At 34.8% G+C, this 21,774-nt stretch carries 23 protein-coding genes; 6 read left to right on the top strand and 17 right to left on the bottom strand.

Annotation, left to right across the window (positions count from 1 at the left end):
* Window positions 1-63 precede the first annotated feature (63 nt).
* A complete protein-coding gene (gene lepB, locus ACFQ32_RS03965; protein ID WP_052724670.1) occupies window positions 64-321 on the top strand; it encodes a signal peptidase I in 258 nt (85 codons plus the stop codon).
* 50 nt (window positions 322-371) lie between these two features.
* Here lepB (ACFQ32_RS03965) and ACFQ32_RS03960 read toward each other — a convergent pair whose 3' ends face one another.
* From ACFQ32_RS03960 to ACFQ32_RS03925, 8 genes are all read right to left on the bottom strand, one after another.
* Window positions 372-1,160 carry a membrane protein gene (locus ACFQ32_RS03960; RefSeq protein WP_046325591.1) on the bottom strand — a complete coding sequence of 263 codons (789 nt, stop codon included), beginning with the start codon at window positions 1,158-1,160 and terminating at the stop codon, window positions 372-374.
* 10 nt (window positions 1,161-1,170) lie between these two features.
* On the bottom strand, window positions 1,171-1,695 hold the full coding sequence (locus tag ACFQ32_RS03955) for a hypothetical protein (RefSeq protein ID WP_046325592.1): 525 nt from the start codon (window positions 1,693-1,695) through the stop codon (window positions 1,171-1,173).
* Entirely contained in the window at window positions 1,685-2,320 is a 636-nt protein-coding gene (locus ACFQ32_RS03950) for an ATP-binding cassette domain-containing protein (protein ID WP_046325593.1), read from the bottom strand. Before ACFQ32_RS03950 ends, ACFQ32_RS03955 begins: the two co-directional genes overlap by 11 nt.
* A gap of 10 nt (window positions 2,321-2,330) precedes the next feature.
* Window positions 2,331-3,035: a hypothetical protein gene (locus ACFQ32_RS03945; RefSeq protein WP_052724671.1), complete on the bottom strand. Its 705-nt coding sequence runs from the start codon at window positions 3,033-3,035 to the stop codon at window positions 2,331-2,333.
* A gap of 160 nt (window positions 3,036-3,195) precedes the next feature.
* A complete protein-coding gene (locus ACFQ32_RS03940; RefSeq protein WP_143444029.1) occupies window positions 3,196-3,798 on the bottom strand; it encodes a rhodopsin in 603 nt (200 codons plus the stop codon).
* 442 nt (window positions 3,799-4,240) lie between these two features.
* Window positions 4,241-4,618, bottom strand: a complete 378-nt coding sequence (locus ACFQ32_RS03935; RefSeq protein ID WP_046325595.1) for a type II toxin-antitoxin system YafQ family toxin — start codon at window positions 4,616-4,618, stop codon at window positions 4,241-4,243.
* Between the two features lie 18 nt (window positions 4,619-4,636).
* Complete coding sequence (locus tag ACFQ32_RS03930; RefSeq protein WP_046325596.1) at window positions 4,637-4,903, bottom strand: type II toxin-antitoxin system RelB/DinJ family antitoxin; 267 nt, start codon at window positions 4,901-4,903, stop codon at window positions 4,637-4,639.
* 229 nt (window positions 4,904-5,132) lie between these two features.
* A complete protein-coding gene (locus tag ACFQ32_RS03925) occupies window positions 5,133-6,719 on the bottom strand; it encodes an ATP-binding cassette domain-containing protein (RefSeq protein WP_046325597.1) in 1,587 nt (528 codons plus the stop codon).
* Window positions 6,720-7,364: 645 nt separating this feature from the next.
* On the opposite strand from ACFQ32_RS03925, the gene lepB (ACFQ32_RS03920) reads away from it, so the two are divergent.
* Entirely contained in the window at window positions 7,365-8,021 is a 657-nt protein-coding gene (gene lepB, locus ACFQ32_RS03920) for a signal peptidase I (RefSeq protein WP_046325598.1), read from the top strand.
* Between the two features lie 396 nt (window positions 8,022-8,417).
* Here the strand turns inward: lepB (ACFQ32_RS03920) and ACFQ32_RS03915 are convergent, their stop codons facing one another.
* The 5 genes from ACFQ32_RS03915 to ACFQ32_RS03895 all read right to left on the bottom strand — a co-directional run bounded on the left by ACFQ32_RS03915 (window position 8,418) and on the right by ACFQ32_RS03895 (window position 12,660).
* A complete protein-coding gene (locus ACFQ32_RS03915) occupies window positions 8,418-8,900 on the bottom strand; it encodes a hypothetical protein (RefSeq protein WP_046325599.1) in 483 nt (160 codons plus the stop codon).
* Between the two features lie 574 nt (window positions 8,901-9,474).
* Window positions 9,475-9,537: a putative holin-like toxin gene (locus tag ACFQ32_RS03910; protein ID WP_379907017.1), complete on the bottom strand. Its 63-nt coding sequence runs from the start codon at window positions 9,535-9,537 to the stop codon at window positions 9,475-9,477.
* A 624-nt stretch (window positions 9,538-10,161) separates the two neighbouring features.
* On the bottom strand, window positions 10,162-11,745 hold the full coding sequence (locus tag ACFQ32_RS03905) for an ATP-binding cassette domain-containing protein (RefSeq protein WP_046325601.1): 1,584 nt from the start codon (window positions 11,743-11,745) through the stop codon (window positions 10,162-10,164).
* Window positions 11,746-12,293: 548 nt separating this feature from the next.
* Window positions 12,294-12,383 (bottom strand): putative holin-like toxin, encoded by a 90-nt coding sequence (locus tag ACFQ32_RS03900; protein WP_081945396.1) that lies wholly within the window; start codon window positions 12,381-12,383, stop codon window positions 12,294-12,296.
* Between the two features lie 214 nt (window positions 12,384-12,597).
* Window positions 12,598-12,660, bottom strand: coding sequence for a putative holin-like toxin (locus tag ACFQ32_RS03895; RefSeq protein ID WP_366125402.1), 63 nt, complete (start codon window positions 12,658-12,660; stop codon window positions 12,598-12,600).
* 403 nt (window positions 12,661-13,063) lie between these two features.
* Between ACFQ32_RS03895 and ACFQ32_RS03890 the strand changes: the two genes are divergently transcribed.
* From ACFQ32_RS03890 to ACFQ32_RS03880, 3 genes are all read left to right on the top strand, one after another.
* The gene (locus tag ACFQ32_RS03890) at window positions 13,064-13,501 is read left to right on the top strand and encodes a GNAT family N-acetyltransferase (RefSeq protein ID WP_046325602.1); all 438 of its coding nucleotides are present in this window, start codon (window positions 13,064-13,066) and stop codon (window positions 13,499-13,501) included.
* A gap of 143 nt (window positions 13,502-13,644) precedes the next feature.
* Window positions 13,645-13,929 (top strand): type II toxin-antitoxin system RelB/DinJ family antitoxin, encoded by a 285-nt coding sequence (locus ACFQ32_RS03885; protein ID WP_046325603.1) that lies wholly within the window; start codon window positions 13,645-13,647, stop codon window positions 13,927-13,929.
* A 69-nt stretch (window positions 13,930-13,998) separates the two neighbouring features.
* Complete coding sequence (locus ACFQ32_RS03880; protein ID WP_265667639.1) at window positions 13,999-14,097, top strand: type II toxin-antitoxin system YoeB family toxin; 99 nt, start codon at window positions 13,999-14,001, stop codon at window positions 14,095-14,097.
* Window positions 14,098-14,202: 105 nt separating this feature from the next.
* Here the strand turns inward: ACFQ32_RS03880 and ACFQ32_RS03875 are convergent, their stop codons facing one another.
* The 4 genes from ACFQ32_RS03875 to nagA all read right to left on the bottom strand — a co-directional run bounded on the left by ACFQ32_RS03875 (window position 14,203) and on the right by nagA (window position 18,552).
* Window positions 14,203-14,328 (bottom strand): hypothetical protein, encoded by a 126-nt coding sequence (locus ACFQ32_RS03875; RefSeq protein ID WP_255524987.1) that lies wholly within the window; start codon window positions 14,326-14,328, stop codon window positions 14,203-14,205.
* A 251-nt stretch (window positions 14,329-14,579) separates the two neighbouring features.
* A complete protein-coding gene (locus ACFQ32_RS03870) occupies window positions 14,580-15,545 on the bottom strand; it encodes an AEC family transporter (RefSeq protein ID WP_046325604.1) in 966 nt (321 codons plus the stop codon).
* A 6-nt stretch (window positions 15,546-15,551) separates the two neighbouring features.
* On the bottom strand, window positions 15,552-17,195 hold the full coding sequence (locus ACFQ32_RS03865) for a malolactic enzyme (protein ID WP_046325605.1): 1,644 nt from the start codon (window positions 17,193-17,195) through the stop codon (window positions 15,552-15,554).
* A 202-nt stretch (window positions 17,196-17,397) separates the two neighbouring features.
* The gene (gene nagA, locus ACFQ32_RS03860) at window positions 17,398-18,552 is read right to left on the bottom strand and encodes an N-acetylglucosamine-6-phosphate deacetylase (RefSeq protein ID WP_046325606.1); all 1,155 of its coding nucleotides are present in this window, start codon (window positions 18,550-18,552) and stop codon (window positions 17,398-17,400) included.
* Window positions 18,553-18,709: 157 nt separating this feature from the next.
* Here nagA and ACFQ32_RS03855 point away from each other — a divergent pair, with 157 nt between their 5' ends.
* Entirely contained in the window at window positions 18,710-21,697 is a 2,988-nt protein-coding gene (locus ACFQ32_RS03855) for a TIM-barrel domain-containing protein (RefSeq protein ID WP_046325607.1), read from the top strand.
* The last annotated feature ends 77 nt before the right edge of the window (window positions 21,698-21,774 follow it).

The raw sequence follows: 21,774 nt of genomic DNA, 5'->3' as shown, positions 1-21,774 counted from the left end.
CTCTAGATTTGAAGTGCTCCATAATAGTTAGACATTAATCTGACTATTAGGAGCACTTTTTTCATGACTAAATATTCTTATACTGCTGACTTTTCAATTCGTTCTTTAGCAAGAACAAAAGAATATAAAAGTATTTATTTCCCTTCTCAATTAAAAGAAATGAAAAGTACTAACAAAGTTCCCAAAGGTTCATATTTTGTAATGGGTGATCATAGGAGCGTTTCAAAAGATAGGCGTTATATAGGCGCAATCCCTAGAAGTAAAATTGAAGGCGTTGTTAAATATCGCTACTGGCCACTTAATAGAATGAAAGCATATTAAAAGGGATTAGGCCCTTAACATTTGGACTTAATCCTTTTTCCTTTCACTTTTTATAACTCTGCTAATCGTTTTTCATCTACATGAAACATAATCATGCAATAAAGTAATAATATTGCAGTCATAAACACCACCACATAGATGTTAGTCATAATTCCAGGGAGTTCACGTAAGAAATCAGCAGGTGAATAACTTATAAAGTATGGCAAATGGATAGTTGCATTCATTAATAATAAAATTATTTGCAAAACTAAACCTGTACACATGACAGCAAACTTATTTTTAATCCACAAAGAAGTAACCATTGCGAATACAGCGAACAATCCACCCCAAAAAGAAGAAAACATAATTGACAAAATAGCGTGGACAAATGGATGGGAATAATAAAGGGAGACAAACAGCATAGTAAAATTTCTGGCACCAATATTAATATTAAGTAAATTATCGGGCTTAACATTAGGCAATATCATAAACCAAGATAAAAAGTTAAACAGTAAAGGAACAGCAATTACAATAAAGCCGGTCATAAATGCGATTTCTAGGTATCCTAACAAGATTTGTTTAATGGACTTCTCCATCTTTAATTTATAAAAATAGCCGTTGGTAAAATCTTCTTTTAGCAATGTACTGGCAGGTAAACTTGCTATTAAAGGTAACAAGATAAAAAATATAGTAGGTACAAAAGTAAATCCATCTATTGATATCCACATAGTATAAGGTGAGTTTGTCGCAGGAATATATTTAGACACAGAAACAGCACACTGTACAACGCTAATACTTATTCCTATTGCCAATGCCAAAAATAACCATAATTTATTCAAACGTGACCACAAAAATTTCATTTTATTCTCCCTATTCTAGCAGAAGCGAATATTTGACATAGTGCTTCTTAGTTGGTACCAAGAAACTGAAACGTAATTTTTGATTGCGCATGTCATATGAATAACGCGGAATGGTAAAAAATATTGTAAAAGGCTGCTTGCCGTGCGCTAATGCTTTATCAGGATTAATACTGTGGTGACTTTTATCATACAATTTTATCGAAGGACTGCTTGTACCATAAGGATTATTTAGATACATATTTTCTCTAAAATTAGGATTGTTTTTTCTCTCGCCATAGAATGACTGACCAGTTTGACGTATATTAAATTTGACTTTGGCTTGTACAGCGTCCTTACTTTTCTTAACTGCAGCTTTATGAACAATAAAGTCAACGTGATAGGCTTTTACCAATTCATTTTTGTGAAAAAGCTGTTCTTTAGTCACACCATACTGCTGAGGATGGGCGTTTACCTGGTTGTAGCGATAAAAGCCCACGCAGCCAACTACAATTATTATTACCACGAAGAAGCTCCATAATAATTTTTTATTTTTCATGATTTATTGTTCCTTCTTGTACATATAGCTTTTGCGTGGCGACTTTGTTCACAAACTCATGATCATGCGAAGCAATAACAAAGGTTGAACCTTTATGGTTATAGCCGTCAATCAATCTGATTAATTTACCTATACTTTCATGATCCAGCGCATTGGTGGGTTCATCCAGAACAATTAACGGATAGGCTCCAAGAAAAGCCTGCGCAATTCCTAATTTCTGCTTCATCCCCAGTGAAAATTTCTTAACTTTTTGTTTAGGGAACCTGGTTAAATCAAAGTATGCCAATAAATCATTAATCTGCTTTTCTTGAATATCTGGATCTAATTTCGCTAGTAGTTCTAAATTTTTACGAGCAGTAAATTCTTCTATTAAACTGGGATTTTCAATTAAAATTCCCGCTTTAATAGGATAAGGCTCTTGGACCTTCATCTTCTTACCATTAACTATGACTTCCCCACTGGTATTTATTAGACCTAAAATCGTTTTTAAGATTAACGTTTTACCGGAACCGTTTATTCCTTCTAAAACAGTAATACTGCCTTCCGGAATCTCTGCACTAACATCATGCAATAGTGGCCGTCTTTTCACTACTTTTCCTACTTCATTTAATTCAATAAAACTCATTTTTTACTCCTTACTCTACACTAAAGAAATGGTCAATAATCCCATAAACAATCACCATAATCAAAGTTGCCAGCAATAATAATAAAAAGCCGGGGAAATTAAATCTCATAATTATCAAGCAATTCAAAGGATTTAATTGCCATTTTAAAAGAGATGTCATTATCAAAAGTGAAGCTGGAATAATCAGACCCAAGGCCGAATTAAACTTTCCAATTGTACCTTGCAAAAGAAGTGTCAGATATATTCCTAAAAAATTGTTGATGAAAAGTAGTGGGATCGCCTGCCAGTCAGCTAAATGAAAAAAAGACAAAGAGGGCAATTTAAATAAAGCCGTAACAAGCAACATAACTAAAAGTGTAACAAATACATAGACAAAAGCTATTACTCCCATTAATAACATAGTGACAACAGTAAAATTTTTCGGTGGAATTTGTAATCCTCTTAGGTGCATAACGGTAGTTTGCCAAAGTAGTTTAAAGCTATTTAGCATAATAAGCAGCGGTATTAAGAAATAGACCAGCCACAAAATAAAAATAAAAGATGCACCTTGACTGGTATCGGCAAAGAAAAGATTAAATATAGAAGTATGTGGACTGTTAATTAGCTGCGCACTGAGAAAAATAATTGAACAGCAAATCAAACTTAGCCAGCAAATAAAACGGAAGCGGATTATTTGCCATAAATATAGTAATTGATTCCAAAATAGACGTTTCATAAAGACCTTCTTTTTAAGAGTGAGGACAGCGGCAGCAATAAAATGAATTAATTTGACTATTATAAATAGCCAGTTTTTGTTTCTTATTTTTTAATTATCGTTTAATTCTATACATTAATAGTATCATTTTAGTATTGTTAAAAATAGTAGAATTAGACTTTTAATAATCCAGCTCACTATAACGATTAGTAATTAAATAGACGATTAGCATTAATAGCGTTGTAACTAGTAACAACAGAATATTGTTCTTATTGACCCGCAGCAACATTAAACTATTGAGCGGATTATATTTCCAAGTGGTATAAACAGTCATTATAAGCCAACTAAATGGAATAATTATGCCCAGTGGAGCATTGAAGCGACCTATAGTGGCCTGAATTATCAACAACAGAAATATTCCTAAAAAGTTGATAATAAACAATACTAATAAAGCTGGTAATCCGTGAAATTGTAATAGCTTAAAATTTCTTAGCCAAGAAAAGTCAGTCATTAAAGTCATGATTCCTTCTGTTAGTACCACATAAATGATGGTGATTAATCCCATTAACCCAACGTTAACTGCAGCGAAACTTAAGGGTGAGTATCTGAGTCCTCGCAATTGCATTCCCCTTGCTTGCCACAATTGTTTAAAACTGCTTAAGACTATTAATAGTGGCATCACAAAATAAACAAACCAAAAAACAGGCAAAATAACTTGGCGTGATTTAACAGCGTTAAAATCAACACCCATGAAAAAAAGAGGAACTATAGCGGAATTAGGCATTAGTTTCAACATCAGTATTACAAAGCTTATTAACCCTAACCAAAAAAGAAAGTGCGCTTTTATTAGTTGCCACAAAAATAAAAATTGGTCCCAAAATAAATTTACAAGAGACGCTTTTGAGTCTACCGCTTTAGAATGCAATTGTTCTCTCCTTATTTGTTTACACTCGCACTTCTTAAAAATGAAATAGCTTACACCAATACTACCACTTGTATAGGATTTAAAAAATACGATCAGTAGAATTAAAATATTAAATTTCTTTAGTTAAAGCAAAAATGCTCTAGGCGCTAATCAACTGATTAACTTTCTAGGGCATTTTAATAAAAAAGGTTAGCTATTATTTTCCTTCTTCTATTTCTTTTTAATTTTGGTTGTATATCATATTAAAATGAGTATTTTCTATTGGCTTGGAATAACTTTTTTTCTAACTCTTATAGATACCTCATTTGAATAATTCACTATGCGTTCCTATACCAATTAAAAAAACTGTTTCTTGTGTAGGAGCATATACTAATAAATGGTCACCACTATAACCGTCAAAATGAAGTTCCAGAATAATTACTGTTGCTCTTTTATCGCTTAGTTGTTTTTTAATTTGTTTCTTTATATTGATTAAATTTTCCAAAGCATGCGGATGAAAATAATTAGGTATTTTATTATCTTCTATCAAACATTGAATAATGAATTCCCAAGGACTTCGTTCCTGATTATCAAGCTCTTGTGGAAGAGATCCATTAAATACAGAATGCCATTTCGGATCCTGCCTTCGCTTTTTTAACTGCTTTTTAAATATCTTAGTATATTTGACTGTTTTATCCATTTATCATATAAGATCCAACTATTCATTTGAATTGAGTGACTTTTCTAATTCTTTAAAATTATGAGCTTCTGGCAACTTTTCTTTTCCAGATAAATCATCAAGCATTTCTTCTAACGAACTGCATAATTCTTGGTTAGGTAAAGAATAATATTTTGGTAAGCCCTGATTAGCCACAGTAGTTACCGTCATTCTAACAAATTCTGAAATTGTTAAGCCATGGCTGGCAAGTACTGTTTTCGCTTTATTTTTGATAGCTGGATCAATTCTAGCTTCTATTCTAGCCATTTTTATCACCTCATTATCATTGTACGTTGAATGCCACACATGGTCAATTACATAATTTTTCTTGTTTCAGGTGAATTTATAATTTCCTTTATTGATCATTCTTTTCACAATGTTAAGCAGTTTAAAGCTTTGATAAACCCTGCTATTTTTAAATAGTGACTTAATTACTTTTCCATAACTAAATCATTAAATTAACAGTTAAAATCCGGTCTACTTTATCCCTATACTTTTAACTAATCAGGCTTAGCTTCTTATCTTCCAACTTGTAAGAACGCGTAAACTTACTTTGCAAGTCCTCTGGAATATGGTGATCAATTTCAACCACGGTTAAGTTGGAAGACAAAATCAATTCATGAATTTCATGTGCAGTTTGGGGATCAAGAGATGCGGTACCCTCATCAATCAGTAAAAAGTTGCGATTGTATAAAAAGGCACGAGCAATTTCTATTCGTTTCTTTTCTCCACCCGACAAGTTAGTTCCGTCTTCCTTAATTACGGCATCAAGACCAATCTTTTGCATTAATGGTGTTAAACCCGCTTTTTGAATAGCACGTTCAATCTCTTGCTCAGAAAAGTTGCGTCCCAAAGTCAAGTTAAAGCGCAGAGTGTCGTGAAAAATATTGGAATCCTGGTTGACTTCTCCAAAGTAGTCAGGCTGTGGAGTAATAGCCTTGCCATCTGATTCAACGAGTTCAACGGTTCCTTTATTTGGATGGATTATATTGGCCATTAATTTGAGCAGTGTACTCTTACCCTGCCCGCTACGACCAGTTAGCAGAATTTTATCGCCGCGATTAACTGTCAAGCTGGCATTTTGAATAATAGTCTTATTTTGATAGCCAAAACTCACATCATTGAGCTGCAAGTCTTTGAAGTCTATTGTGGTCATCTCGTCACTGAGAGCGGACTGTGGTAATTCCTTGATATTAGCCAGTTTTGTTAACAAGGGTTTGGCCGAGTTAATCGTTGTCATTGACTGGTTGATTGCCAAGATAGAATTCACGATCCAAGAACTGGAATACTGAACCATGATAAAGGAAGAAAGGGGCAAGCGCTTGTCTAAAACAAATAAAATACCAATTCCAATGGGCAAAAATGATAAGGAATAAGCCAGAATCCCAGCTAGTAAATTGCTCATGGCAATCGTATTTTCCCGTTTCTGTTTGGCTGCAGCAGTTTCGGTAATTGCCTTCTTACCTTTCAGTAAAAAGAAAGGCATTGCATTATAATGTAGAATCAAGTCAATGTGCTTGAGGTAATCCGACATAAATCCTGTGTATTTACCGACACTAGCACTCCAGGCTCTAGAGCTTTCCATAACTCGTTTGGCCATAATTTCTGGAGCAATTGCCGAAATAACTGAAAAAAGCATGAAAACAAAAGTTAGAATAAAGTTTGCATTTATTGCCATAACTAAACAAAGTAGCAGGTTAACAACACAAGTAATTAAGTTAAATACTTCTTTAACGTAATTATTTTCTACCAACTCTAAATCGTTGGTGACAAATGACAGCTTATCAGAAACCGGTCCCTTCTGTTTAACGAAATCGGAAGATAACAGATCACTACGCACGTTCTTGTTGAAGAGGAAGATATTCCGATTTAGTGTTCGCTCGTAAAAGTAGCGAGCAACGGTTAATAAGAAAATAACCAGAACAATCAAACAGACTTCAAGAACTACTCGTCTTTTATCACCAGCTTCAACCATGGCAAAGATTTGTGAGTAAGACCACGTATTAAAAGGAGTAGCAAGACCTACGATCAGAGTTAACAAAAAACATAAGATTATGCTTTTGTTATCAAAATATTTTTTCATAATTGGTTTTACCTTTCATTTATATTTAACATATTTTGCTAAAATGGTCTTGTTCCATAGAAGCAATATGATTTATCTTGTTTAAATCTTTCCCGTTACTGTTTGTTCTTTTAATTTAATCATAATTTTATTTTAAAGTATATATTTATTTTCTAAGAGGTAGTTTTTTAAAATTAAGTGGTTATTATTAGATACTAAAAATACTCCACAATAGTTAAGAAGTAATTTAACTATTATGGAGTATTTCATAAGCTATTTTTAGATGTACAGATTATGACTGACAAGCTTATTCACAGAGGTAGCCGCAGACAAATTTTCTATCCACTACGCCCAATTTATGCATCATAGATAAATTCAGTTTTTTATTGGTTTTTATCAGCAAAATAAAAAATAGCTAATTTTATTGTTAAATAAGAGCATTAAAGGATAGAACTGGTTTGCTTGATCACTTATGCAAAAATAGTCTTTCTATTTTATGAAAAAGTAATATTAAGGATTTAGTGTGAATGACTATATAAAATTAGGAAAAGCTATTTCAATTAACATTACTTAAGCTAATAGTAATTGAAAAAATTTTTTGACTTTTTATTATTTATAAGTCTATAATTTTTACATTAATATTAATTTAAGCAGTGGGACTGAATAATGAAAAACGATCAAAATAACGAAACAAAAGAAAAATCAAAACAGATCTACGAATTTCTAAGATATGTAATAGTTTTTTTTGCTATTTTTGTTTTATGTAACTTTTTACTAACAAAATATTTAATAGTTAAGTGTTCTGTATCTGGGATCTCAATGCAACCCACTTTTGAAAATCAAGAAAAAGTTATAGCCGATCGAAATAGCGAATTGAGAAGAAACGAAGTTGTTATTTTAAAAGCTCCTGATGAACGCAATTCTTTTTATATCAAAAGAATTATTGGATTGCCAGGTGACACTATAACTGCAAAAGATAATAAAATTTATGTTAACGGTAAAAAAATAAATCAGGACTTTTTAAAGCCCGGCTTTAAGCTTACAGATAATGAAGATGGCTTTTATGGTACGAAATATTCTTATACGGAAAATTTCTCAATTCGGTCTTTGGCTAAAACTAAAGAATACAAAAGTATCTATTCCTCTGCGCAACTGAAAAAAATGAAAAAAACTAATGAGGTTCCTAAAGGTTCATATTTCGTAATGGGTGACCATAGAAGTGTTTCAAAGGACAGTCGCTATATAGGAGCCATCCCCAGAAACAAAATAGAGGGTGTAGTCAAGTATCGCTACTGGCCACTTAATAGAATCAGGGCATATTAAAAAAAGAAGTCTCGAAAGCCTAAATGAAGTAACCCCCAAATTTATGACAAATTTGAGGGTCATTTTTATGACTAAATTATCTAAACAAGATAAAATTGAAATTTCGGCGTTGTGAACCCTTGCAAACTTGTAAAGAACTGAGCAGCGTTCATCTGATAAAGTCGTTTTGATTGATTATCTTTTTCTGTCATAATTAACCCATTCTATCACGAATTGTTAGCCAAAATTTATATTGGTTTTATTAGTAGATTTGTCTATCATTTTAATAATCTAATCATAGTTCATACTTTTAATTTGAGCAGTCGGTCAAATTTGTAATAAACTGAATTTTTAGCAATCTGAAAAAATAGCAGAACTTATATCTTCTGCTTAGAGTTTTTCACAATTCAGTTTCGTCTACCAGCCATATACTGAATAGATAAAGAAAGTACCTGCAGTAAAACCAACTATAAAAGAAACGCGGCTAGTGACATATAATCGCCATACTAATTTTGCCCGTTTTGCATTATGAATATAGGAAGTACTTGTAAACTGCTTTCTTATTTTTTTAATTATATCTACACTCATATATATTTCTGCTAATAAGGCGGCAATAAAAATCAAATTTCCTATACATAGAATACCAACATCTGATGTAAAACAAACCCAACTTAATCCTAGAGCAATAATTGCAATAAACGGGCAGACATTTATCATTATCAATTCTCTTTCAATTCCAGGCTGTGCTGAAAGCTCAACTGTAAACGCTGCGATTTCTTTTCGTAATTCCAGACTACGTTTATGCCAAGCTTTTGAGATGATATAAATCATATATAACAAACTTACAGTTCCAACAGGTATGAATATCATAACAATGGCATAGCAGATCATAATTTCCATAAAAAGCTCTCCCACTTTTAGTTTTTTTAGAATGCGTCAATTACTCACATGTTTAACATAAATCCTGGATGTTTAATCGCTAAAAGTCAGTCCTATTTAGTCATTAATTTTAATAAAAAGAAATCAAAGTTTTAAGCATTTTGTGACTATATTTTTTATCACTTAGACTAACTTATTAAGAAATTCATGTCCTTAATTATAAGGTTAGCAGAAAGGTTCCCATGTATATATAATATTTGTGGAATTTTCATTGATTTTTAACATTTTATTGTTCTTTATGTGATTCTGATTTTTCATTGAACTACTATTTATAGCCACAAAGAAGTGGTTATTTAGATTTTTATGAAAACTCGCCTGATTTTCTTTATAAGATACTTTATTAATTAGGATTCTACTCACTACTCAGCTCGTTGTGCAAAATTAATTCAGTCATGATATAATGTAATTGTAAAGAAAAGAGGCCTTGCACTAACAAGACCTCTTTGAAAACAAGCAGCCGCTCTAAAGGCGGTTAGCTATGTGAAAAATAGAAGACTATCCCTAACTAGCTACAGTATGATTGGGACGGTCTTTTTTATTTCTTGTGATTATTGATATAATTCAATAACACAATAATAAACGTAGCGAACGCCAACATTATTTGTAATGCCTGGTAAACGCTCATTAACTGCTTCTCTTTCTAAAAGATTTCGTGCCATAGGCACCATCTCCTTTCCGGATCAACAGCCAACCGCCCTCAAAACAATTTGCTTGAATTCTAAATTAATTATAACAAATACTGTTTGCATATTGAATAACTATAAAGTATTATTGCCAAATCAATGGCTTATTTTGATTAACTTCCATATTATAGGGAAGTTATTTTTTATCTACCTTTAAATTTAAATAGTTCCAGCTCAGCTTTAATTCATTAGCTTAGCATTAACCTATGTGAAAGCCTATCAAATTTATTATTCTAAGATGACATCAAGGTAAATTATTTTTTAAGGTTATTAATTAAAGAAAAAATTCGTTTTTAGCTCTGTAACAAGCTTCCTTGCTATTAGTTCTACTTTACCGGCAGTATATCTAATACTTTTATCTACGATAAAAAAATTGAGTAGTGTTGGTTTTGTATTACAAGGAGCAAGAGAAATATATTCACCTTTTTTATGCAATAAAAAACCTGTTAACAGCTTATTACATGGATAAGTCATCAACAGGATAAATTATAGATTTCTTTTATTTTTTCTCTAGATTCTTACTTCACGATAACTTGGAATTAAGATTGCTTTGCCAAGTCAACTATTTGGTCAAACATTTCCTTTTCGTTGGTTGAAATGTGGTGAGCAACTTCGATCACAGTTCCTTTAAACTCACTTAGAATAGTTTGGTGTATTTGCAAAGATAAGTTCTGATCAAGAGATGAAGTTGCTTCATCAGCTAATAATATCGGTCTTTTTGATACTAATGCTCGTGCAATTTCAACTCGTTGATTTTGACCACCAGATAAATTACTACCACCTTTCCCAAGCTGATAGTCTAAGCCCTTTTCGTTTACGAGATCAGTTAAGCCGGCTTGTTCAACAACATAATTTAAGTCTTCTTCAGACACATGGCGACCTAAAGTAATATTGTATTTTAAAGTATCATCTAAAATAAAAGGCTTTTGCTGAATAAAGGAGAAGTACTCGTGTAATTTTGCCCAATTACCATTTACTTCAGAATGATTAACTTCATAAGATCCAGAATCAAGTTGTTGATTACCAATTAATACATTCAGTAAAGTTGATTTCCCCCAACCTGATGGAGCTTGCAGGAGAACTTTTTCTCCGGAATCAATTTTTAGATTAACATTGGCAAAAATTTTCTGTTTACCCTGGCTAACTCCAGCATCAGTCAATTGTAATGATTGGAAAGTGTCTGGAGCAGTTGCAGTATTGCTACCCTGCGGCTTTATTAGCAAGTCGATTTTTTTGATTTTTTGCAAAATCGGTTTTGCCGTTTTAATATCGTTAACTGAGCCAAAAATACCAACTACAGGATTAATAAAATTATTAGCCAGTTGTGAAATCATCATAAAAGTGCCTAAAGTCAGCCGACCGCTAACAATGAAACTAATACCAATGGCAAAAGGAAGGAACATACTGAAAATATATGCTACTATCATAGTCATCTCATTAGACATGCCTTTAGTCCAATTGGTTTTGAAAAGAGCCGTTTCCATCAGCTTCGCCGCTTTAATCAGCCTGTTAACCATTGAAAATTGAACATCATAGATATTAGCCATTTCCGCTCCGGAATGAGTTTCATTAACGGTATTGGTATAGTTGCTATTATATTTTTCCCACTTTTCAGAATTTTTTTCGATCTTAGGACCAAAAACAGATTGGATAACGGCAGGAGTAAATGAAGCTATTAAAAATACCAATGCAATAATCCAAGAACTAACAAATGCAGAGATTACAGCCGCCAGAAATTGAATTAAATCAGAAATAATTGAAAGCTCTGCCTCAATACTATTAGTTTCAATTTGCTTGAGGTCATTAGTCATAAATGAACTGTCAATTTCGTCATGACCAGCATAGCTATTCACTAAATAATTAGCAGACGCACTTTTCAGGGCAAGATTAATTTCTTCGATAATTTTATAATAGAAATACTGATATATAACGCCGACTATTCCAAATATTAGCAGACCACAAACAGCAAAGACAGTCAGCTTGATTAAGCTGCCTTGAGGCTTTTGGGCGAAATCAATAAATTTTTGAAAAATGAAGGCAACAAAAACAACCTGAAGCGATTTCAAAAAAGCAAAAAAAACGTATAAGGCTATTTTCCATGGGTGTGAGTATTTTATAATCATTGTCTTTCCTTTCAATATTTTTTAAATAGCATTTTGTTAGTCTAGTTCTTCACTTATAGTATGTATACTCATTTTTAAATTCAATATTGCTCTTAAGCTTGTCCAATAAGCCATGTAAAGAAATTTTTAGCTTAATTATTAAAATAATGTTAACGTCCAATTCTAGGGGTTAACTTCAAAACTCAGGCTTTTAAATTAATAAAAAATAAATATTAGATAACCAAAATAATAAAGTTTTAATCTTTAAAAGTCAATAAGATAATTTTATTTTTTTTAATATTTATACTGAACAATTTCCCGTTAGCACTAATTTTTTCCTTAATCCTATTTTGTAACTGTAAAAAACGATTATAAATGGCAACATGCAATCCCTGACTCAGTTCACCGTGCTAAATTAATTCAGTCATGATATAATGTAATTGTAAAGAAAAGAGGCCTTGCACTAACAAGACCTCTTTGAAAACAAGCAGCCGCTCTAAAGGCGGTTAGCTGAGTAGGAATATAGAAGACTATCCCAACTGGCTAAAGTATTATTGGGACGGTCTTTTTTATTTCTTGTGATTATTGATATAATCCAACAGCACAATAATAAACGTGGCGAATGCCAACATTATTTGTAATGCCTGGTAAACGCTCATTGACTGTTTCTCTTTCTAGCTATGCTAGTCGCAATCATTACTCAGTTCACCGTGCTAAATTAATTCAGTCGTGATATAATGTAATTGTAAAGAAAAGAGGCCTCGTCACTAACAAGACCTCTTTGAAAACAAGCAGCCGCTCTAAAGGCGGTTAGCTGTCTAGGTAATAGAAGACTATCCCCAACTAGCTAAAGTATGATTGGGACGGTCTTTTTTATTTCTTGTGATTATTGATATAATCCAACAACACAATAATAAACGTGGCGAATGCCAACATTATTTGTAATGCCTGGTAAACGCTCATTGACTGCTTCTCTTTCTAAAAGATTTCGTGCCATAGGCACCATCTCCTTTCCGGATCAACAGCCAACCGCCCTCAAAACAATTTGCTTGAATTCTAAATTAATTATAACAAATACTGTTTGCATATTGAATAACTATAGAGTATTATTGCCAAATCAATGGCTTATTTTGATTATTTCCACTATATAGTATTTTGTTTCTCTCCTTAAAAACTAAAATACATTTTTGACAATGATAAGAGACGGTTTTACTACATTATACTAAGCTAATCCAAGTTTAAAATGAGCGCATTTTTACTATGTAAATAAATCTTTTTAATCAATATTGGGAGCGCTAAAATAGCTTTATCACGTAAAAAATATAAGAAAGGAATTTTTATGATTAGAAAATGCCAAGTAGCTGACAGTACTGCTATTCAAAAAATCAATCAAATTGAACTAGGTTATGATTATCCTGTCGAAAAAACGGCTGCCAACATTAAAAGGCTGCTAAATGATCCTGAACACCACTATCTCTGGGTCTTTGAAGATGATAATACCCAAAAAGTTGAAGGTTATTTGCATGCAGAAGTTTTTGAAGAAACCTACTTTGACCCCATGTTCAACGTTTTAGCTTTAGCCGTAGATTCTTCTGCCCAAAAGAAAGGCATAGGCAGTCAACTTATGCAAACTTTGGAAAAGCAGGCTAAAAATTTAGGCATGAAAGAAATTAGGTTAAATTCAGGAGAATCACGTTTACGTGCTCATAAATTTTACGAAAAGCTGGGCTATACCAGCAATAAAATGCAAAAAAGATTTGGTAAAACCATAAAATAATTTATTTAAACTGTAATTGATTTTCGTTTTTTATAAATGTTTACTAACAATAATTTAGCTAGTACATTATATGTAAATTTAAAGCAATTAACTATACTTCATAATACATCTAAAGTGCTACTATGCATATGAGGTAATCAATAATGCTAAGTCCAGAAAAAAGCAAAATTTCGATTTCAGTTAAAGTTAATTCAGAAGATAAAAACCGAGTTACAGAAATATTTAACAGCCTAGGCCTTAATCTTTCGACTGCCATTAATATATTTATAAAGAAAAGTATTGCTGAAGGTGGTTTACCGTTTGAAGTTAGGGATCCATTTTATAGTGAGGAAAATCAAGCTGAACTAAATCAGCGTTTCAAAAAGATTAACAATAATCAGGATATCCATTCACATCATCTTTTAAGTAGTGAGCAGAAGAAAGAATGACAGTAGAATTTTTAGATGAAGCTTGGAATGAATATGTTAATTGGCAAGCCGGAAAAATTAAAATATCAAATTGGTTGGTCAAGAAGAATAAATAATGTAGATAGATTAGTTTACACAGTTAAAAATGAGCGATTAATTATTATAGCTTGCAAAACTCACTATAATTAAAGCTAAAAATCCTCTTAGTTAGATTTCAATTTAACTAAGAGGATTTTTATATGTATAAATCTTTACATTCACAAAACTAGCAATTTTTTTAAATATACTATTCATCTAAAAGTCTGATAAATCTATTGGTGCGGACACCTTTCCTTTTTTTAAATTAGCAACAGATTCATCCATTGCTTTTAATCCCTTATCAGAAATATCTTTTGATTTGACTAATTCTCTATGTTCCAATATTAAGCACCCATTATTATATTTTTTTGCACAACATAATTATATTTTAATTTAAGTAGTGCAACTAGTTTTTGCTAGCCGTATGAGCAAAGTAATTGTTAACAACTTGCATAATAAATTTTTCCCTTTTCTGTGGGATCCACTGCGAAAAGCAGATCATATTAAAATTAATAAAAGCAGAAATAACACAATAAAAACCCGCCTTATTTATACGATCAAAGACGGGTTTTATATTGCAAAATTTTTATTAATTATATTAACATTTGAGTAATTTCCAAAACTAGTGGAACAACAATTACGAATAAGACCGTTGAGGTGGTCACAACGTTGGTAGCGTATTGCACATCCCCATGTGATTCACCAACTAATATTGGCAAAACTGCCAAAGCAGGAGTAGCTGATTGCACAACTAATGTTTGTTTAGCTAAACCAGTCAAAGGCGGTAGCCAATTTGCACCAACAACAATTAAAATCATCATTAAAGCAGGTACTAAGATAAAGCGGCCAAGTAATGCCCAAATGGTATCGCGGTCAAGGTGGATTGACTTTAAACCGGCATCTGCCAATATAATACCAATATAGATGAGCGACATTGGGGTAACGATACCACCGACCATGCTTAACACGGCTGTAATCCAGCCAGGAATTGGGACTTCAACCAGTAAGCAAATCAAAGCTATTAAAAATCCCACTAATGGCGCTGGCAACAATTTTTTCCAGTTAAATTTTTGCTGCTTGTTCTTTTGTGCGGTCGGATCATCACTAGAAATGAAGAAGACACCAATTGCCCAAGTAGAAACAGTATTTAAAACATAATAAATTAAAAAGTATGGCATACTTTTTTGCCCAAATAAGGCAATATTTAATGGTAGGCCAATAAAAATAGTATTGGCGTTCGTAATGGCATTAATAAAAGTACCACGACGACCCTTGCGAATTCGCAAAACCTTGCATAATAGCCAGGCAAACAAATAACTTAGGGCAAAGCAGATAATGGCATAAATTAAGCCACCTGTTAAACCGAACAATTTTTGTCGATTCAAATATTTTAAAACAGAAACAAAAATTGAAGCAGGCAGAGCAATATTCATAATCAAATAAGAAATATTGCCTTTAAACTGATCGCCTAGTTTGCCACTGGTGCGCAACCAATACCCTAAAGCAATTACAAGTAGCAGTTCAACAACGCTAGTTAATGAAGTAATAAAGGCTTGCATTTATTCTCACTCCTGCTCATCTGCGTACTCTGGCGTCCAGCGAAGTGCTGCTACAGCTTTTTCACCATCTTGAAAATCGTTCTGGTTAAGATGGTCGGCAATGGCCTTGTTAGCCACAGCTTTTGCTACAGTTTGGGAAAAGACATTTAGTTTTTCCACAGGTGGTAACACGGCTGCACCGGGTTTACTGGAATCAACAATGCCGCCAAGTGAATGGGCTGCTACACTAATCATTTCATCACTTAAAATCTTAGCATTAACAGCTAAAGCACCAAGACCAAGTCCGGGGTAAACCAAAGCATTGTTGGCTTGACCAATTTCGTACTTGGTTCCTTCATATTCAACTGGATCAGCAGGAATACCAGTTGCTACCAAGGCTTTGCCCTTAGTCCAATGAATTAAATCTTCTGCTTTTGCCTCCGCCAATTGAGTTGGATTTGATAATGGGAAAATAATTGGCCGGTCGGTATGGGCAGCCATTTCCGTCACAATATCCTGAGTGAAAGCACCTGAACGGGTTGAAGTTCCTACTAAAATGTCAGGGTGAACTGCCTGCACGACACTCTTTAAGTCTTTGAGCTGGTCAGCATTACTGAACTCAGAACGTTTTCTTGCAAAAGGCTTTTGCGCTGGTGTTAAATCAGGTGTATCTTCAAAAAGCAATCCTTGTTTATCCACTAAGTAAAAGTGCTTGCGTGCTTCTTCAGGTTGTAATCCTGCTTGCAGCATCTCGGCATAGACTTGCTCAACGATTCCTGTACCAGCTGTTCCGGCACCAAAGCAAACGTACTTTTGATCGGTTAACTTTTGTCCGCTAATCTTTAAGGCTCCCAAGATACCAGCCAAAACAATGACGCCAGTACCCTGAATATCATCATTAAAGGTTAGAATATGATCACGATAATGTTTTAAAATATTATCAGCATTATCCCGGCCAAAATCTTCAAAATGTAAATATAGTCCCGGAAACAGCTTTTCTACAGTTTGCACAAAGCGATCAACAAATTGGTAATAAGGATCTCCATTCACCCGACGCTGATGGTTACCTAAATAGAGCGAATCATTAAGTAATTTGTCGTTATTAGTGCCAACATCCAGCACTACTGGCAACACACATGCTGGATCGACACCAGCTGCAGCAGTATAAACCATCAACTTGCCAACAGAAATGTCGACGCCTTGAGTGCCCCAGTCACCGATTCCTAATATTTCTTCACCATCGGTAACTACAATTAACTTAATATCACGGCCATCTGCTGCATTTCTTAAAGTTTCTGCAATCTTATCCGGTTCATTAATTGACAAAAATGCGGCATATTGCGGATTAACAAATAAATGACTGTAATTTTCAATAGTTTCAGCTATTGTCGGGTCATACACAATTGGCATAAATTCAGTGACATGTTCACTAAAAATTTTAAAGAACAGCACGCGGTTAGTATTAAAAATCGTCATCAGAAAAATCCGTTTTTCTAGATTCGTTGATTTTTCCTGGTATTGTAAATAAACTTCGCGGGCTTGTTCTTCAAGAGTCTGCACCTTTGGCGGCAACATCCCTACTAAATGATATTGTTCTCGCTGCTCTTCTGTAAAAGCAGTCCCTTTATTCAAAAACGGGTCATTCAACCTATCTTGTCCTGTTTTAGCCATTTTCTCACTCTCCGTCTATTTAATTATTAATAGCACGTACTATATTCTTAGACTATATCCGGGGTGAAAAAAGTGCAATTAATTTAACTTATAGTAAAAGCGTATAGTGTATAATAAAGAGCTAAATATAGTTAATAATAACAAGCAAAAAACCAATTCAACTTGATGAATTGGCTTTTTATAATTTAATCGATTAGTCATATTATGCTTTGTAACGTGACTCACCATTTAAGTAAGTTTCACTTAAAGTCATATCTGGGTTTAATACTAAGAAATCAGCGTCCTTATCAGGAGCAATTGAACCACATTTATCGAGTACATGAGCGCTCTTAGCCGGTACGTAAGAGGCCATCATGATTGCTTCTTCCGGCGTAGCAACGTTCCAGTCAACAACGTTTTTAACAGCAGTCTTTAATTGTAAAATACTGCCGGCTAAGTTATTGCCACCCTTTAAGCGCGCCATGCCTTCCTTAACATAAACCGGCAACTCACCTAACATGTAGTCACCATCAGGCATCATGCCAGCTTCCATACAGTCTGTGATCAAGCAAATATGTTCGGCACCTTTAAGCTGAACTAATGCTCGTACCATTTCTTTTTGAACATGGTGACCATCACAGATCAACTCATCAGTCACGTTATGCAGCGCCATTGCAGCGTTGGAAATTGATGTATCGTGGTGTGAAGGATCAGGCATACCATTAAAAGTATGAGTAAACATAGTAGCACCAGCTTCAACACCGGCTTTAGCTTCTGCAAAGGTAGCGCTTGAGTGTCCTAAAGCTACAACTACGCCCTCTTTAACAGCTGCACGAATGAATTCTTTAGCACCTTTTCTTTCAGGAGCAAGAGAAATTTTATTTAAAAGTCCTTTTGATTCTTCGCGCCATTGATTAAACTGGTTAATATCAGGGTCAAGCAAGTATTTCGGATTTTCCGCACCAGCATGTTCCGCAGTAAAGTATGGGCCCTCAAAGTGAAGTCCCTGAATTTTAGCACCAGTTTCTTCACCCTTATGGGCACCAAACATCTGACAAATTTTGCTTAATGTATCAGCACCGGCAGTGTAAGTCGTTGGCAACCAGCTGGTAACACCTGAACGCAAAAAGCCTTCTGACAAGTGGTTAATTCCTGCCCAGTCACTTTTCATTACGTCTTCTTTTAGTGACCCGTGAACGTGAGTGTCAACAAGTCCCGGTGCTATCCACTTACCTTTATAATCGACAATTTTACCTTCCGGCTTTTGGTCTTCAGTATAATAAAAGCCGAATTTGCCATCATCTTGTACTTCTAAGTAACCACCTTGTTCAGTTACATTTTCAAGAAAGAATTTATCTGCATGAATATAATAAGTCATAATATTTTGGCCTTTCTTTTATAAAATAAACCTCTTACTTATAGTTTCATTTTAGCTTAATCAACTGGTCTTTACCAGTTCAATTTCAAATAGTACGGAAAGTTTTAATTTTTTAGTTATAATAGTGGTGTAGGTAACTAATTAGGAAGCAAAAATCATGATTCAAAATACGCAAACAAATAAACACTCATTGGGAGCACTTACTGGTGCCAGCAAGTGTGACCACTATTATGAATTACACTTTGCCACTGGCGAAATTGCGCACTTTTACGTCTTAGCTGACGGTATTTTTCGCCTTTTAATTGATCCAGAGCAAAATTTTAGTGAAAATCAAGTCGCAAACATTCAGCTGGCGCAATTTGATAATACTGCTTTTACCAATTCTCAGGTCAGAGCTACCAACGATTCTTTAATCATTCATACAGGCAACTATCAAATTATCTTCGGTCAAAATCCGGCTGTGCTCAGTATTTTTGATGAATCGCTGCATCATAATAGGATGCGTCAGTCGCAACCGCTCGAATTTAGTGAAAACGAAACGCGAGAATTTTTAGCAGAAAACCAAAACGAATTTTTCTACGGTGGTGGACTGCAAAACGGTTATTTTAGTCATAAAGGCCATAAAATCGCAATTAAGCATGATCAAATAACGGGAAAAGGCGGCGTGATCATGCCTGTCCCCTTTTTCTGGTCGAATGCCGGTTATGGCGAATTAAGAAATACCACTGCAGCGGGAAGCTATGATTTCGGTAAAACCCAGCGGGGAGTTACCGTCCTCGCTCATCAAGATGCTGTTTTTGACACTTTTTACTTCCTTGGCGCTACACCCAAGGAAATTTTACAGCGTTATTTCGCTTTAACGGGCAAGCCGATGTTACTGCCTAAATATGCTTTTGGTCTCGGCCATATCGGCAATTTCTGCACGACCTTATGGCAGCCAAGCCATGCCCAGGAACGTAATGCCAGCAAAATTGGCAACAATTATTATACCCGTACCAAAGATGAAAATTCCGCTTCTGGTAAGGCCTCACTTAATGGGGAAGAAAACTACCAGTTTTCCGCAAGGGCGCTAATTGATCGCTATCACGCCATGCATTTTCCAATAAGCTGGTTTGTCCCTAATTATGGTGAGCAACCCGAAAATGAGCAGGCACTTAGTTTCTTTAATGAATACGCGCAAACTCAGGGTGTTCATCCCGGATTTTGGCATCAGGGTGAAGTTGATCTACCTGAAAAAACCGCCTTTACTTATACTGCAGCTGGCGAAGCAGCTCAAGATACAGCAAAACTTCAAAGTGAATCGCAAAAAGAGCGGCCTCTAGTGCTGGCTGACAGCGGCACCGCTGGCATGCAAAAAAATGCCGCACTAATTTTTGGCGACGTTGGTGGTAACTGGGACAATATTACTAATCAAGTTGCTGGATTACTGGGAGCAAATCTTTCCGGTCAGCCTTTAGTTGGGGCAGCGGTTGATGGTCTGCAAGGCGGCGGCAACGCTCAAATCAATGTCCGTGACTTTGAATGGAAAAGTTTTACCGCTTTACTATTTAACTTTGATGATCAGGGTAATTTCAGTAAAAACCCGTTTGCTTATAATAAGAAAATAAGTGAAATTAATCTGGCTTATCTTAAATTGCGTCAGCACTTAGCCAGTTACATTTATACGTTAAATGAACGGGCAAAAAGCGGCGAGCTGATTATGCGGCCACTGTTCAGCGAATTTCCTGATGAGCGTGCTAATTATACAGCCCAGTTTGGCAATGAGTTTATGTTGGGACCCGACCTTTTAGTTGCTCCTATTACGAATGGTCGCGAAGACAAAAACGGTGATTCTCGTAAGGATAATTTATATTTGCCAGGCAAAAAAACGCTGTGGATCGACCTTTTTACCGGTAAAAAATATGCAGGCGGCAAAGTCTACAATAACTTAACTTTTCCACTATGGCATCTGCCGGTTTTTGTTCGGGGTGGCAGTATTTTTGACTGGAATAAACGTGATTTTCTACTTTATCCCCAAGAGCAGAGTGAAGCCATTAGCTATGACGATGATGGGACAATTGCTGCAAGTAACAGTTACACTACTAAAATCTGCAGTAAAGTTGAACAGGAAAAGCTGGTGGTCACTATTGCACCGACTGAGGGTAACTTGACAAAGAAATTCATTGAACAACCTACCAGTCTGACAATTATGTGCGATTCTTACCCTGATGCTGTAACTATTAAAATTAATGATCAAGTTGTCCCCGTAGAAGAATACGGCTCGCTAGCTGCTTTCAATCATGCTCATGAAGGTATTTTTTATAATACTAATTACGGCCTCGATGAGTTTAAAAAATACCATAAGAACACGCAGACTGCGCTGCAAATAAAATTAGCCGCTAGAGATATTACCGCCACTGAAATAGAAATCACAGTCCGTAACTTCAACTATGGTAAAAACGTGTTAGTACACGAAATTACCAGTGGCGTCTTGCCGTCACCAAAACTACCGGCAGTTGATTCAAGTAAAATTTCTGCTCATTCATTTGAACTTGCCTGGCCTCATGAGAGTGCCGTGCAGATTGAAATTAATAATCTTCTTTATGTTGGCATTACCGGCAAAAGTTTTACCTTTCATGAGTTATCGCCTAATACCCGCTATATTATTAGAATGCGTTATGCCATTAAAAATAAAGTTTCTGAATGGTCTGACCTTTTCGGCGTTATTACCAAGCATGCTGCCAAAGACTATGCGATTGAAAACATTGAGGTAACCAGCAACTGTGATAGTAAAGAAAACCATCCCCTGTCCTATTTGACTGACCTGAAATTGGCGAGCGAATGGCAAACCAGCCAAACTGTTTCACCTGAACAACCGCTGGAATTAACTTTTAGCTTTGAAAAGGTTGAAAAGCTAAGCAGAATGGTTTTTGTGCCCCGGAATATTGATCATAATGGTGATCCTCTGGTTGTCTCAATTGCTGTTTCAACAGATGGTGAAAACTACACTACTTATGCAGACCACTTACAGTGGAAGGCTGATACTAAAAACAAGGTAGTAGGCTTGCGGGATGTGCGCGCTAAAAAAGTGCATCTGACGATTTATCAATCATCCGGTCCAATTGTTGCAGCAAGAGAAATTATCTTTTTCAGGGCAAAAAGATAACTAAATATAAGAAAAACACGAAATTAATATGTACTGAGCTCCTAAAAGTTGTCCTAAATTTGGAGCTCACATCATCA

The organism is Lactobacillus melliventris (genome assembly GCF_042679465.1).
Classification (GTDB): Bacteria; Bacillota; Bacilli; order Lactobacillales; family Lactobacillaceae; genus Lactobacillus; species Lactobacillus melliventris.
Note: the sequence above shows the minus strand (reverse complement) of the source record. Positions and strands in the feature narration are given on the sequence as shown.

Excerpts from the sequence above, each read along its gene's own strand:
- ACFQ32_RS03870 (WP_046325604.1), bottom strand. The coding sequence starts at position 15,545 with ATGCAAGCCTTTATTACTTCATTAACTAGCGTTGTTGAACTGCTACTT.
- ACFQ32_RS03955 (WP_046325592.1), bottom strand. The coding sequence starts at position 1,695 with ATGAAAAATAAAAAATTATTATGGAGCTTCTTCGTGGTAATAATAATT.
- lepB (WP_046325598.1), top strand. The coding sequence starts at position 7,365 with ATGAAAAACGATCAAAATAACGAAACAAAAGAAAAATCAAAACAGATC.
- ACFQ32_RS03905 (WP_046325601.1), bottom strand. The coding sequence starts at position 11,745 with ATGATTATAAAATACTCACACCCATGGAAAATAGCCTTATACGTTTTT.
- ACFQ32_RS03885 (WP_046325603.1), top strand. The coding sequence starts at position 13,645 with ATGCTAAGTCCAGAAAAAAGCAAAATTTCGATTTCAGTTAAAGTTAAT.
- ACFQ32_RS03935 (WP_046325595.1), bottom strand. The coding sequence starts at position 4,618 with ATGGATAAAACAGTCAAATATACTAAGATATTTAAAAAGCAGTTAAAA.
- ACFQ32_RS03960 (WP_046325591.1), bottom strand. The coding sequence starts at position 1,160 with ATGAAATTTTTGTGGTCACGTTTGAATAAATTATGGTTATTTTTGGCA.
- ACFQ32_RS03865 (WP_046325605.1), bottom strand. The coding sequence starts at position 17,195 with ATGGCTAAAACAGGACAAGATAGGTTGAATGACCCGTTTTTGAATAAA.
- ACFQ32_RS03900 (WP_081945396.1), bottom strand. The coding sequence starts at position 12,383 with ATGAGCGTTTACCAGGCATTACAAATAATGTTGGCATTCGCCACGTTT.
- ACFQ32_RS03940 (WP_143444029.1), bottom strand. The coding sequence starts at position 3,798 with ATGCCTAATTCCGCTATAGTTCCTCTTTTTTTCATGGGTGTTGATTTT.
- ACFQ32_RS03945 (WP_052724671.1), bottom strand. The coding sequence starts at position 3,035 with ATGAAACGTCTATTTTGGAATCAATTACTATATTTATGGCAAATAATC.
- ACFQ32_RS03950 (WP_046325593.1), bottom strand. The coding sequence starts at position 2,320 with ATGAGTTTTATTGAATTAAATGAAGTAGGAAAAGTAGTGAAAAGACGG.
- nagA (WP_046325606.1), bottom strand. The coding sequence starts at position 18,552 with ATGACTTATTATATTCATGCAGATAAATTCTTTCTTGAAAATGTAACT.
- ACFQ32_RS03890 (WP_046325602.1), top strand. The coding sequence starts at position 13,064 with ATGATTAGAAAATGCCAAGTAGCTGACAGTACTGCTATTCAAAAAATC.
- ACFQ32_RS03930 (WP_046325596.1), bottom strand. The coding sequence starts at position 4,903 with ATGGCTAGAATAGAAGCTAGAATTGATCCAGCTATCAAAAATAAAGCG.
- ACFQ32_RS03925 (WP_046325597.1), bottom strand. The coding sequence starts at position 6,719 with ATGAAAAAATATTTTGATAACAAAAGCATAATCTTATGTTTTTTGTTA.
- ACFQ32_RS03855 (WP_046325607.1), top strand. The coding sequence starts at position 18,710 with ATGATTCAAAATACGCAAACAAATAAACACTCATTGGGAGCACTTACT.
- lepB (WP_052724670.1), top strand. The coding sequence starts at position 64 with ATGACTAAATATTCTTATACTGCTGACTTTTCAATTCGTTCTTTAGCA.
- ACFQ32_RS03915 (WP_046325599.1), bottom strand. The coding sequence starts at position 8,900 with ATGGAAATTATGATCTGCTATGCCATTGTTATGATATTCATACCTGTT.